Raw genomic sequence first — 12,681 nt, 5'->3', positions numbered from 1 at the left:
TTCCAAAGCCCAGCGATCGGGAAATATCTGGCAGCCAATTTGTGTCGTGGTTATAGTAGAAGGAGGCTAAGTGCGCATCGGGGTCGTGGAGAAGCTATCTGCCGATCGCCCAAGAAACGCAAGCTTGGCTGCCCGCGGAGATCCACCCATGCGAAGATCCACCCACGCGGAGATCCACCCATGCGAAGATCCACCCACGCGGAGATCCACCCATGCGAAGCCCCACCCACGCGAAGCCCCACCCATGCGACGTCCATCCTGCTACCAAGATCCTCTTGCTATGAATCGATACTTTGCCTTTCTTCTCCTGTTATCAAGTCTCCCCTTTGCAGGACAGCGAGTCTGGGCGATCGATTTTACCGCTCAAGGTGAATACCTCGGTTCGCCGAGCTGTGTGCGTTGCCACGAACGTTTTTATGAACTCTGGAGCACGTCTCACCATGGCAAGGCGATGGAAGCTTTCAGTGTTTCGTTGGCGGAGTCACTTGAGCCGATGGCGGACCCGATCGAGGTCGGCGGGGAAAAGTTTATCGTTGAATTCGACGAACAGGGCGGTGTCCTCCGCAGCACCTCAACATGTGGTGTGGAAGAAACCAGGCGTCTGCGTTTCTCTTTCGGCGGTCGAAACGTACGCTATTTCCTGATCCCAATGGACAAAGGGAAGCTGCAGGTGGCACCGGTTGCCTACTATGTTCATCAGAGAAAATGGTACGACACGGCCGGCAGCATGGTGCGTGACTTTCAGGATAGCGGCCCTCAGGACGAGGCCCTGCATTGGACCGATCGCCAACTCACGTTCAATACTGCCTGCCACGATTGCCACGTGAGTCAGTTGGAGAAAAATTACAATCCAGAAGATGACAGTTATACGACCACATGGACCGAACCTGGAATTAACTGCGAAACCTGTCATGGTCCCGCCGAAGCGCACGTTCGAGCTGCGGAAGCAGCGGAGGCCGAAGGCGTTGAGCTTACCGATCTCAAACTGCTGCGGTTCCACGAAGACCTTGACCTAGCACAGCGAGATGCCACCTGCGGACCTTGCCACGCCAAGAGTAGCATCCTCACTCGCGACTTCACTCCGGGCGAACTCTACTTCGACCACTACGATCTAACCTCTTATGAAGACCGGGATTTCTGGCCCGATGGCAGAGATCTGGGCGAAAACTATACGCAGACTGGATGGATGGCGAATCAATGCGCCATTTCCGGCCAGCTGGAGTGCATCCACTGCCACACGTCGAGTGGACGTTTCCGATTTGAAGACAATCCCAATCAATCCTGCCTTCCATGCCATGACAAGCGGGTTGAGAATATCCATGCCCATTCGCGTCATCCATCAGAAGCTGGCGTAAACTGCATCGACTGTCATATGCCCACGACGGCTCAGGCTTTCATGTCGCGATCGGATCATACCTTCCGGCCTCCCTCCCCCGCCGCCACGCTGGAGTTTGGATCGCCGAATGCCTGCAATCTCTGTCATCACAACAAAGAAGCGATCATGGGCAACTACGCTGGTCATAAGAAAGAGGATGCTCAGTGGGCCGACAAGTATGTGAAGGAATGGTTTGGAAACGATTCTGGTGCTCCGGTGCTTGAGCTTGGTCGGGTGATTCAGTGGTGCCGCCAGGGCGAATGGGAAAAGCTGCCTGAAATCTTGTCCTATCTTGAAGGCCCCAACTGCGATTCGGCGTCTGCAGTGGCGATTCTGCGTCTACTAAATGATTGCCCGAATCCAGAAAAATGGCCAGCGATGCGTAAGCAGCTTGAAAATAAGCATGAATGGGTGCGTGCCACCGCGGCGGCCTCGCTACAGTACGACGATGCCCCGGAAACCACCAAAGGTCTCGTCAAAGCTTCCGCTGACCGTTTCCGCACCGTGCGCATTCGTGCCGCCGGGTCACTGCTCGGCCGGGATCTTTCGGTTTACTCTCAAGAAGAACAGCAAGCCTCTAAAAATGCCCACGCTGAATACTGGAACTCGCTGGTCATTTTCCCCGACCGCTGGTCAACCCACTACAACCAGGGCATCTACTTTGATCGCATCGGCGAACCGGAAAAAGCGATCGCCGCATACGAAAAATCAATGGAATTGCGTGACGATATCATCCAACCACTGATCAATGCATCCATGGTGCATGCCCGCAGCGGTAACAGTGCAGGCGCCTATGATATGCTACAGAAGGCGCTGTTGATTGAACCTGAAAACTCACTAGTGAACTTCAACTTGGCGTTGCTCGATGCAGAATTTAACAAGTTAAAGGATGCCGAAACCCATTTGCGTGCCGCGTTAGAAACCGATCCCGAGATGGCTCAGGCGGCATATAATCTTGGCGTGCTACTCGCTCGCGACAACAAGGAAGAAGGTTTCCGCTGGCTCGAGCGAGCCGCCAAGCTCGTTCCCAATAACTGGAACTATACATCCTCCTATCTGTATTTCCTCCAGCAGACCGAACGTGGATCGGAGTCGGAAGCATTCGTGCTCTCAATCGTCGATACCGGACAAGCTGCACCGGAGGCCTATTTTATTCTCGCCGCCAGTTACGAGCGCCAAGGTCGCATCAGCGAGGCGATCGAAATTTACAAAAAAGCCAAACTCAATAAGTACCTGGAAGGGGACGCCAAACGCTATGCTGCCCAGATGGAGCAACGCCTCCGTTCGAGCCAGTAGTCAGATTGGCAACCAAATCGACAGTACAGAACAGGGCAAAGTGGTTTACGGTGTTCGGTACAGATTCCAAGAGCCCACCGATTGCAGCGGAGCGTGGATCGCTCAATGACGGGCCTGTTTTTACTTTGGAGTAGAAGACGAGGCGATGCGTCCGTCTGCGTTGGTGGGGATAACGGACTCGTTGTCTCATCCTCAACGGTAAACCATAAAGTCAAATTTGGGTGAAGTGCTAGCCTCATCGCAGAGCATGCGATGTGCGCCAGTCCCCAGACGCATGCGACTTTGCGCACATCGTCCAATATCGCAGTTAAAATTGTTAGGAGAAAGAGCTTCGATCGAATATCTTATGGTACGATTCAAAGTCTATGGCAGCTATCTCATGCCTCGTGTGAGCTGGTCTTTTCGCATCTAGCCGCGTTACGCATGATCGACACAAACGAGCATTCTATCCAAATCTTTTACTGAAGGTATCCGAATGAAACCGCTGTATTTGGCATTCGCCACAACCGCATTGTTATTGGTTCCGTCGCCTGCAAATGCCGATGACCGTCCTAACATCGTCTTTTTCCTATCGGATGACCACAGGGCCGACGTGCTCGGGTGTGCTGGTCACCCGGTAGTAAAAACACCCTGCATTGATCAACTCGCAGCACATGGTGAGCGTTTTGAAAATGCCTTCGTCACGACAAGCATTTGTGCCGCAAGTCGCGCGACGCTTTTTACGGGGCTGTTTGAGCGAACGCACGGGTACACGTTCGGCGAGCCGCCGATTTCCGCGGCAGACATCTCCAACAGCTATCCTGCTCAATTGAAAGCAGCGGGCTACCGAACGGGGTTCGTTGGCAAATTCGGTGTGAAAGTGGAAGACAGCGAGGTTGCGATCAACGAGATGTTCGATTCGTTCGTGCCGGTGGGACGGAGCGAAAAGGGCGTCGGCGAATCGACTCAGCATTTTACGGATATTGCTGGTGACAAGGCGATCGAATTTGTTGCAACCAACCCTGCTGACAAGCCGTTTTGCCTATCTGTTAGTTTCAATGCCGCTCACGCCCAAGACGGCGACACCGTCAATCATTATCCGCATCCAGCCCAAGAATCAGAATTGTATGCAGACATAAAGATGCCACGTCCCAAACTCGATGGAGGCGTCTACTTCGATTCACAACCCGAGTTTCTACGCGACTCCATGAATCGGGACCGCTACTACTGGCGGTGGGATACCCCCGAAAAGTATGACCGAAATATGCGGAATTACTTTCGTATGCTCTCCGCCATGGATCGCAACATCGGTCGTGTCATGCAGCAACTGGAGAATCAGGGACTGACTGACAACACTGTCATTATTTTTATGGGCGACAATGGATACTACATGGGTGAGCGCGGATTCGCGGGCAAGTGGTCTCACTACGAACAATCGCTACGTGTGCCGCTGGTCGTCTGCGACCCGCGCATCCATCAGGACGCCAGCAAAGTCAACGATAACATTGCACTGAATCTAGACATCGCACCAACCTTGCTCGATTTGGCTGGAGTCGATATCCCTGCTCGTTACCAGGGAAGATCGCTCGTTGACCAGAACGATGGCGGGACGCGTCAAGGATTTTTCTGTGAGCATCGTATGCAGAACGAACGCATTCCCAAATGGGAAGGATACCGCGGCACGCGATACGTTTATGCAAACTACTACGAACAAGAGTCGGGTGGTGAATTCTTGCACGACCTAAAAGAGGATCCTGATCAGCTTACGAATCTTGTGGATGATCCTAAGTACCACAACCAATTGATTGAAATGCGAGCCAAGACGAAAGAGCTAAGCAAGCAGTATCTTGAGGCGCGATCCGAACGAGCTGAATAGTTGGATTGCTGAATAGTTGGATAGCTAACCGAAGGCGTCGGCCTTGCTGTCGCCGTCCTGCTATCTCGATAGCCCTTCATCACGCATGCTGCCACCATTCTTTAACGGCGTCCCTCTCGCTACCGTGGCAGCAGAGCAGCAGTACTGATTGACGCTCGCGAAAAACATGCAGGTTTTCTGCGCTTAAGTGATTGACATCCGCCAAGATGTGTGGGGCAATCTGCACATTGTTGTTCAGCGTTTTCTCTTTGGAGTCACTCGGATGCCTCCGTTCACATCGGGCGAACTTGAAGTCATGCAGCTTTTGTGGGAACACGGCGAAATGAAGCCTGGCGAAATCCAGGACGTGTTCCCACGCAAAACCAGAATCATGAAGTCAGTATCGGTGGTGACGGTCGTCCGGTGATTGGAAAAGTGATCGTTCCGAAAACCGATGCCAGGTACCACTGGGGGACCAATCTTATCATGACTGATTCCTCAAAATTCGACTATCCCGACGGTGTAGAGGAAATGACTCCCGAGGAGAAAGAGAATTGGTATGCGGAGTGGGTCAAGACCGACGAGGGCATCGCTTTCACGACCAAGCAGCAACAAATTTATGCGGTGGTGGTCGGTGATGACGGAGCTTTTCGTGCGGACGATGTGCCAGCCGGCGACTACGTATTAACATTGTCGATCAACGCCACGATGCCGCACGGCCAGTGCAGGATCGGCGAATCGCTGGGCACCGCCGTACACTACTTTACGATCCCCGAGATGCCCAGCGGACGCAGTGACGAGCCGCTCGATGTTGGCCACGTGACTTTAGAGCTACGTCGGTTTGTCAATGTCGGCGATACCGCGCCCTCACTACAAGCGACCACGCTCAGCGGTGATGCGATCAAGTTGTCTGATTTCGCTGGCAAGTACGCGCTGTTGGATTTCTGGGCCACTTGGTGTGGCCCCTATTTGGCCGAGATGCCGAACTTGAGAAAGGCTCAAGAGCAATACAAGGACGACGAGCGTTTGGTGATCGAGTGATGTTCAATCCGACTATGGAGTCCAAAGCATTGCGGCGACATTCTTGATAAACCCCGATGGAAAAATAATTGCAAAGGATTTTCGAGGCGACGATCTGGTGAACAGGATTGGAGCGATACTCGGAGCACCCCTTACGCCCATTCAGAATTTCGTCTCGCCTCTGGCAGATTGAGGCACGGTTGACGTCTCATTGTTTTCAGGCCGGAGGCCGACATATCATCGCTATGTGCCGCCCTCCGGGCTAGCGGTTCGGTTGCCATCCATTCCGGTGGCTCACGCCACCGGCAAGGATGTGTCGGCCTCCGGCCTGTGGGGTGAATTTCTTTCGGGTGTGCGGTTTGTAGCCGCCACTTGTTTCCTCCGCCGAGACAAGCTCGACGGAAGAATGTTTCACGTTTCAGAATTCCTTCAGTACACGCCATTTCGGGCTAGCTCTGCTGAGGAGCAACTTACCTAGGGACAACGGGGGCAACAAACGAGGCGGTGCATCATAAACACAACGAACGCCCCCATGACGCAGCACCTTGGCTTGTCACTATCGACGCATCATCGACTTGGCTATCGATTGGAAACCAAGCACTCATTAGGATGCACCAATTTGGCAGGAAATTACTTCGCGTGTTGTGGCTGGCTGGCGTTGGTCTTTTTCAGCCAAGATTCCAGCTTGGATCGAAGTTGCTCGGCCTTTTCCGGCATTTCCTTGGCGAGGTTTCGTGACTCGCTGACATCCTTGTTTAGGTCATAGAGTTCAACCGAGTCATCATCATAGAACTTGATCAGTTTGTAATCACCTGAACGAATGGCACTGGCCAGTCGATTCTGTTTGTGAAAGGCGTAATTGGGATAGTGAAAGTAGATCGATTCGCGTTTCAATTCGGATTCGTTTTCAAGCAACGGCAACAGAGAGATTCCATCGGGAGTATTGGAGGGGTCCGCCTCAAGATTCGTAGCGTCAAGAATCGTTGCATGAATGTCCATGGTGATTACCGGCGTCGAAGTTTGCGTGCCCGCGCTAACGTGACCGGGCCAGCGAACGATCATCGGGACTCGAATGCCGCCTTCATAGAGGTACCCTTTTTCTGCTCGAAGTGGTTGAACGTTTGCATCGAACGGTCCGTTGTCTGACGTAAAGATCACGAGCGTTTCATCGCCCAGACCCTGTTGGTCGATTGCATCGAGTAGCTTGCCGATCGATCGATCCATTCCCTCGATCATCGCAGCATAAGTTGGATTCTCGACGCCCGGTCCTTTCCGTTGTTCGTACTTGGCAATCAGATCGGCGGGAGCTTCGAACGGGTAGTGAACCGAGTAATTCCACCAGCACAGAAAGAACGGCCGGTTGTCATCGGCTTGGGTGGACTTGATAAATTGGATGCATTCCTCAGCGCACCTGTCGGGCAGGTACTCGCCATCGAACTTCCCTTGCAGATTGGGGATTTTGTAGGGACTGAAATAACTTGGAGGACCGCCAAAACGACAGCCTCCAATATTGATATCGAAGCCCTGATGTTCAGGCCGCAACTCTGGTTCCGTCAGCTGATCCGCGTCGCTGTTGGGCGTTGATTGGCTGAGATGGGAGAGATGCCACTTTCCCACGAATCCAGTCGCATACCCAGCTGCTTTGAGTTGTTCGGCCAGTGTAACCCGTTTGAGAGGAAGGTGTCGCAACCAAGTCGGTGTGATCAAGTCCGTACCTGGCTTTTGAAAATTCTCGGGGTGCCCTCCAGCGTGATTGGTAATGTTCAGGCGCGCCGGTGATTCTCCCGTCATCAACGCCGCACGTGTCGGCGTGCAAACGGGGGCCGCCGAATAGGCGTCTGTAAAAAGCAAACCTTGCTGTGACAGCCGATCCAGGTGGGGCGTATCAAGTTTTTCGTTGCCGTAGCAGTGAAGATCTTTCCACCCAAGGTCATCCGCCATGATCAACACAACGTTGGGGAGTTTCCCTTCCACCTCTGATTCATTGCCAAACGCTGTCGCCGAAAAGCAACAGAGGGCAATCAACGAAGCCGATAGATACTCAACTCTAAACTTGTGCATGGTTCGTCTCTGTATCTAGGATCTGTATCTAGGATCTGTATCTAGGATCTGTATCTAGGATCTGTATCTAGGATCTGTATCTAGGGATCTGTATCTAGGGATCTGTATCTAGGGATCTGTATCTAGGGATCTGTATCTAGGGATCTGTATCTAGGGATCTGTATCTAGGGAGCAGTAGGGGCCAGCTTGCCAGCTTGACGCTGATCGGGAACATACCACTCGTCCAGCAGAGCACTGAGCTCCTTGACTTTTGCTGGATTCGCCTCAGCAAGATTCTTCGTTTCTTTCGGATCGTCTTTCAGATTGTAGAGCTGTGGCTCGGCGCTGGTAGGCGGATACCTCATATAACCTGGCGCTCCGTCGTAAGTCAGGATGAGCTTGTCATATCCCCGGATCACCCAGCGGTACAGCAGCGATGCTTGAGGGTTTTCGATGTCGGCGATGTCGTGGGCAAATGATTCGCCGAATAGCGTATCTCGTTCGATAGCCTCACCAGACTTCAACTGCGGCAGCAGATTTAGCCCGGGGAAGTCGTGCGGCCCTTCGGCTCCGGCGGCTGCTAAAACGGTCGGCACAAAATCAATCGATGAACAAAGTTCTGGACGATCCCCGGGGGCGATCTTTCCTGGCCAGCGGAACATGATTGGCGTTCGTGTTCCGAGCTCGTAGGGGCTCCGTTTCGATCGTGGTCCATAGCCACCTACCTCTTTCTGGATCCAGCCGTTGTCCGTGATATAGATGACAAGCGTATCATCGGCAATTCCCGCGTTGTCGATGTGGTCCAACAGAGTGCCGCAGGTTTCGTCGAACCATTCGCACATCCCGTAGTACTGAGCGATCCGTTCCTGTACTCCCTTTTTCAGGTACTTGTCAACAAACCGAGCGGGCGGGTTGTGCGGTGTATGGGGCATCACAGGTGCATACCAAAGGAAAAAAGGCTTTTCCGCTTTCACGCTGCGATCAATAAATTCGGTGACAGGCTTCATTGTCTCACGCCCAATCGCTAGCCCCGCATCACCATGCCGTCCGCCGGGATTCGGATACCCTTTGGTCATTCCTTCGGTGAAACCACCTCGCTCAAATGAACCTTCCCACCACTTTCCGCTCTGGAAACTGACGTAACCTTTCTTGGCCAGCCACTGAGGCAAGGCACCGGTGCGGTCAATGTGTGTGAGCAGCAGTGCGCGAGCGTCTTCACCCGCCTTTTCAGCATGAGCTGCGTTTGCTGGTGTCCGTGCGGGGTCATTCCCGGTCGTTTTGTTCTGATGCGAATAGAGTCCCGTGATGAGCGTCGACAACGCGGGACGGCACAATGCGGTTGGAACATAGCCACGCCGAAATAACATGCTCTGCTTGGCGAGCTGATCGAGGTTCGGCGTTTCGATTTCCTCATGCCCCATGAAACCATAGTCGGTGTAACCTTGGTCGTCGGACAAGATCAAAACGATGTTGGGCGGGTTGGCGTTAGCCATTGGCGCGGTTGAAACCATCAAAAGAAACGGGAGCAGACGCAGCATAAAGTTCATGTGACTCGTCATGTTGAATAGGTTACTTGTTGAATAGGTTACTTTGCTGAAGGGAGGCATCCGTCTCTCAACGTGGCGGAAGCGTTCACCCGTTTCGGCGAAATGGCCGAAGTTGGTTTTCGCGACTCGACGTCAAGCAACTCATCCCCAGGGAGCCGATTACCAGTTAACGATTACCAGTTAACGAATACCAGTTAACGATTACCAGTTAACGAATACCGGTCAACGCGTCGAGATGTCAACGAATTGAAGTCTTGAACTCAATCAAGACCGCGACGCGTTGATTTCGGCGAACATGCTTCGACAGATTCTATAACAGGCTCGCTTTCACTTCTCACAATCGACCTGCCTTGCAGCGATCCCATCGAGATCGGTTGTGGAGCGTGATTTCGACGGATTCGACACAATGACCGGTGCGAGATTCGAGGGCGAGTGGCCGAACGGTTACAAACGCCGACCCGTCACAAGCGAGGCGAACTCAGTCTTCAACCCGGAATTCTGGAGGCGGTGGATCAGCCAATTCCGGATGATCGATCAACAGCTGTTCGACATCCGAAACGTCGTAGGTTTTCACTGCCTCCTCGTTCGCGCCGCATCCCACAGAGGCAACGACCAACAGCAAAACAAACAAATGGACTAAAAACTTCATAGCAAACCCAGACTCATAAATAAATGGAAGAAGGCAAAGCACCCCAAAAGCAACACGCTTCGCTACGATGCCTTTTAAGTACGAAAAAAGAGGAGAAACAGTCACCAACTCACCCGCAGAACGGGCGAGTTGGCTGCTGCGATGATGCTGCAAGATTTGGAAAACTAAAAATCCTCGTCGATCACTTCTCTCGAAGCGGCTGTACCAAGTGATCCCCAAAGACCGAAGGGACTTGCCGCGCCGGCAGCCGACAACGGGTCCGTGTTCACTGCGGCAGTGGAAACCATCGCGCGGCCAGCTAGATCCCCCGCTTCAATGGAGTCCGTGATAAATTTGACGGCACCGTCACCCATCAAAATATGGGCCCCACCTTGGTGTCGGCTGCTGGGAGGGCAAATACCCTCGGACTGATGCCAATTTTGAGTAAAGCACAGTTCTCGGTTAGGCGGCAAGACCGTGTAGATCCCCGAGTGGATCGGGATGCACCAAGCCCAGCGATAGCCGCGTCGATTGTCGATGTTGGCATTGGCAGCGAAGGGAGCACTAGGATCCCAGAATTGAGGACGTTCCGAATCAATAAAGGGTACACATGCTAACGCGCCGCCAGGTGACTTCAAATTCCGCGTAGATGAACCGTTTAAATGCCTTCCACGCTTGTCATCGTCACCAAGATCGGTAATAAACTCACCCATCGCAATCGTGTTTGACAAGCCATCAAGAACACTTCGAAAGTCGGATTTCATCTGACACTTGAAAAAACCCCGGTTGCTTGCTCTAGCTGACGCGACGGTGTCCGAATCATGCGGTACCCCTTTGTGGTCCATCACAGCCGCGGCGTTTGTCTGGACAATGGAGTCCCCCAGGCACACACCGTAATTCGTGCGTCCCATGGCGGGAAGCCCGACGCCAGGATCGCTGGGGCATCGAAAAGTTTGCAGGTCTGATTCGAACGGATTGTAAGGCCCTGCCTGACCATTCGTGAGCTTATCGAAGGTTCGTCCTGGATAAGGTCCCATGGGTGAATAGACATTGCCCGCGCCAGGTAGGCCGGCTGGAACTTGGTAAGGATTCGAGAGTTGCTCCCAGATTGCCTGCTGTTCGAGGAACGGCGTAAGACCGACCAATGCAGAAAGTTCGAGAGAATTCTGCCCAGGAGCGTATTCTCGCCTCGAGACTGTGTAGGTCCCGCCGGCTTGAGTAGGCAATTGGTTGAAGGCAGAATGGTAGTTGTGCATCGCCAAACCAATTTGCTTGACATTATTACTACAACTCATCCGACGTGCCGCCTCACGGGCCGCCTGAACGGCTGGCAGCAAGAGGCCTACAAGTACTCCAATAATCGCAATCACCACGAGCAGTTCCACCAATGTGAAACCGCGATCTAATTTTCGTCTGAACATACACACCTCGACCTGGAAGAGAAATTGAATTGAAGAACGCGAAATACGACTTCGCGACGGCAGGATCTCCGAATGGCATCTACCGCGTACCTTCATTTTATTGCATCAAAAACGTTAATTATTGTTCGAAATCGTCGCAGGCTTAGACAAACGCGCACAATGGCATGAATTCCCTACAAGTTGTCACATAACGGACCACCGAACCCCTCACTAGGTGGTGGTCGTTCAGACGGTTTCAGCATGTGAAACCCTCTTCCGTCGAGCTTGTCTCGGCGGAAGCGAAATAAACCATCCATAAGCTTCAGACAGAACGCTTCCGTCCGCGCTTTTCGAAGTAGGCTCGGCTGAGGAGCAATCCTTACCCAGGAGAACGGGAACAGGGAGTGTCTTGGGCGTCCGGGTAGAGGGTAGAGGGTATCGATACCATTTGATTAAGTACGGGTACGATATTTTTGCTAGTCTTGGTGACGACTAGCGAGAGGTGTCATTTTTTTTATTTCCGTCTTGGTTTGGGGTCATCTTATTTCTATGAAACGTTTTTTGAGACGCGACTCGATTGCGGCGGCATTTTTGAACGTGCTGCGTGGATTTTGTATGGGAGCCGCCGATACGGTGCCGGGCGTCAGCGGCGGGACGGTCGCTTTGATCCTTGGCCATTACCGACGTTTGATCACGTCAATCAGCCGAGTCGATTCGCGTCTATTGAAGCTCCTGTCAAACGGGCGGATTCGCGAATCGATCGAGTATGTCGATCTCCGGTTTCTAGCCGCCTTGGGTCTTGGTATCGCCACCGGGTTGTTATCGTTGGCGGGGTTAATGCACTGGCTACTCGACCACAAACAACCCGAAACCTTTGCCGTGTTCTTTGGTTTGATTTTGGGCAGCATTTGGATTGTGAAAAACTACGTGGCCAGGTGGGCTGCTCCCCAGCTCGTTGCTTGCTTGGCAGGCGTCGCCGCTGCCGTTGCCATATCCTTTGTCCCTGCGGGTGATGGAGGAACGAGTTTGCCCTATCTGTTTCTCAGTGGCTCGGTGGCAATATGCGCAATGATTCTGCCAGGGATCAGTGGCGCTTTTGTGCTACTTCTGTTCGGGGTCTATCACGTGATTACCGGCTTGATCCGAGACGCCGTTCATCTGCAATTTTCTAGCGAAGGCCTATCGCAGCTCGCTGTGTTTGCATGTGGATGTCTATTTGGCTTGCTGGCGTTTTCTCGGGCGCTTCATTGGCTACTCGATCACCATCGCGGCTCGACGATGGCAGCGTTAATCGGGTTGATGCTTGGCAGTGTTTCGACATTATGGCCGCTTCAGCAAGCGACGGAAGAGACGGCGGCACTTGAAGCAAAGTTTCGTGTGATGGAATTCGTATCGCCTGCGGATTGGACCGGCAATTTATGGCTGCTGGCAGGACTAATTGTCGCATCCGCCCTTGCGGTCGTATTCGTCGAAAAGGTTGCGACTCGCTCTGGTTCGCCGAGTTGAATTAGCGACATTCCTGTTGGCGAGTTTGTGGGCGA

10 protein-coding genes are annotated in these 12,681 nt (G+C 52.9%); 5 read left to right on the top strand and 5 right to left on the bottom strand.

Features of this window, described 5'->3' with window-relative positions:
* Positions 1 to 451: 451 nt before the first annotated feature.
* The 4 genes from Q31b_RS22135 to Q31b_RS22120 all read left to right on the top strand — a co-directional run bounded on the left by Q31b_RS22135 (position 452) and on the right by Q31b_RS22120 (position 5,546).
* Entirely contained in the window at positions 452 to 2,671 is a 2,220-nt protein-coding gene (locus Q31b_RS22135) for a tetratricopeptide repeat protein (RefSeq protein ID WP_231617761.1), read from the top strand.
* A 475-nt stretch (positions 2,672 to 3,146) separates the two neighbouring features.
* On the top strand, positions 3,147 to 4,526 hold the full coding sequence (locus Q31b_RS22130) for a sulfatase family protein (RefSeq protein ID WP_146601814.1): 1,380 nt from the start codon (positions 3,147 to 3,149) through the stop codon (positions 4,524 to 4,526).
* 187 nt (positions 4,527 to 4,713) lie between these two features.
* On the top strand, positions 4,714 to 4,932 hold the full coding sequence (locus Q31b_RS22125) for a BlaI/MecI/CopY family transcriptional regulator (RefSeq protein ID WP_197172032.1): 219 nt from the start codon (positions 4,714 to 4,716) through the stop codon (positions 4,930 to 4,932).
* Between the two features lie 59 nt (positions 4,933 to 4,991).
* Positions 4,992 to 5,546 carry a TlpA family protein disulfide reductase gene (locus Q31b_RS22120; RefSeq protein WP_146601812.1) on the top strand — a complete coding sequence of 185 codons (555 nt, stop codon included), beginning with the start codon at positions 4,992 to 4,994 and terminating at the stop codon, positions 5,544 to 5,546.
* Positions 5,547 to 5,787: 241 nt separating this feature from the next.
* Here Q31b_RS22120 and Q31b_RS28560 read toward each other — a convergent pair whose 3' ends face one another.
* From Q31b_RS28560 to Q31b_RS22100, 5 genes are all read right to left on the bottom strand, one after another.
* Positions 5,788 to 5,940, bottom strand: a complete 153-nt coding sequence (locus tag Q31b_RS28560; protein ID WP_197172028.1) for a hypothetical protein — start codon at positions 5,938 to 5,940, stop codon at positions 5,788 to 5,790.
* A gap of 215 nt (positions 5,941 to 6,155) precedes the next feature.
* On the bottom strand, positions 6,156 to 7,586 hold the full coding sequence (locus Q31b_RS22115; RefSeq protein ID WP_146601811.1) for a sulfatase: 1,431 nt from the start codon (positions 7,584 to 7,586) through the stop codon (positions 6,156 to 6,158).
* 164 nt (positions 7,587 to 7,750) lie between these two features.
* Positions 7,751 to 9,124: a sulfatase family protein gene (locus tag Q31b_RS22110; protein WP_146601810.1), complete on the bottom strand. Its 1,374-nt coding sequence runs from the start codon at positions 9,122 to 9,124 to the stop codon at positions 7,751 to 7,753.
* A 466-nt stretch (positions 9,125 to 9,590) separates the two neighbouring features.
* A complete protein-coding gene (locus Q31b_RS22105; RefSeq protein ID WP_146601809.1) occupies positions 9,591 to 9,914 on the bottom strand; it encodes a hypothetical protein in 324 nt (107 codons plus the stop codon).
* Positions 9,915 to 9,925: 11 nt separating this feature from the next.
* Positions 9,926 to 11,161, bottom strand: coding sequence for a DUF1559 domain-containing protein (locus Q31b_RS22100; RefSeq protein ID WP_146601808.1), 1,236 nt, complete (start codon positions 11,159 to 11,161; stop codon positions 9,926 to 9,928).
* Between the two features lie 528 nt (positions 11,162 to 11,689).
* On the opposite strand from Q31b_RS22100, the gene Q31b_RS22095 reads away from it, so the two are divergent.
* On the top strand, positions 11,690 to 12,646 hold the full coding sequence (locus tag Q31b_RS22095; protein ID WP_146601807.1) for a DUF368 domain-containing protein: 957 nt from the start codon (positions 11,690 to 11,692) through the stop codon (positions 12,644 to 12,646).
* Positions 12,647 to 12,681 lie beyond the last annotated feature (35 nt).

Origin of the sequence: Novipirellula aureliae, from assembly GCF_007860185.1 — a bacterium.
In the GTDB taxonomy this organism is placed as follows: Bacteria; Planctomycetota; Planctomycetia; order Pirellulales; family Pirellulaceae; genus Novipirellula_A; species Novipirellula_A aureliae.
This window is presented reverse-complemented; position numbering and strand designations above follow the sequence as displayed.